Genomic DNA, 469 nt, shown 5'->3' with positions numbered 1-469 from the left:
CATCACCACCCCCGCCTCGATCATCCGCAACACCAGATCCGTCGCCCCCACCTTCAGCAACATCGTGGTCTCACTCATATTCGAGTCCCCCACGATCACATGCAGCCGACGGAACCGCTCGGCGTCGCCATGCGGCTCATCCCTGGTGTTGATGATCGGACGCGACCGCGTCGTCGCCGACGACACGCCCTCCCAAATGTGCTCGGCGCGCTGCGACACGCAGTACACCGCGCCACGCGGCGTCTGGAGCACCTTCCCGGCCCCGCAGATGATCTGCCGCGTCACCAGATACGGAATCAGCACATCGGCGAGCCGTCCGAACTCCCCCTGCCTGCCGACGCAGTAGTTCTCGTGGCAGCCGTAGGAGTTGCCCGCCGAGTCGGTGTTGTTCTTGAACAGGTAGATGTCACCGGCGATGCCCTCCTCCCGCAACCGCCGCTCGGCATCCACCAGCAGACCCTCCAGGATC

General features: G+C 65.0%; 1 protein-coding gene. It reads right to left on the bottom strand.

What is annotated here, in order from left to right; translation table 11 throughout:
• Nucleotides 1-469 (bottom strand): proteasome accessory factor PafA2 family protein (locus QSK21_RS35950; protein WP_285702225.1); only part of this gene is annotated, 469 nt, incomplete at both ends.

The organism is Actinomadura sp. NBRC 104412, from assembly GCF_030269515.1.
Lineage (GTDB): Bacteria > Actinomycetota > Actinomycetes > Streptosporangiales > Streptosporangiaceae > Spirillospora.
This window is presented reverse-complemented; position numbering and strand designations above follow the sequence as displayed.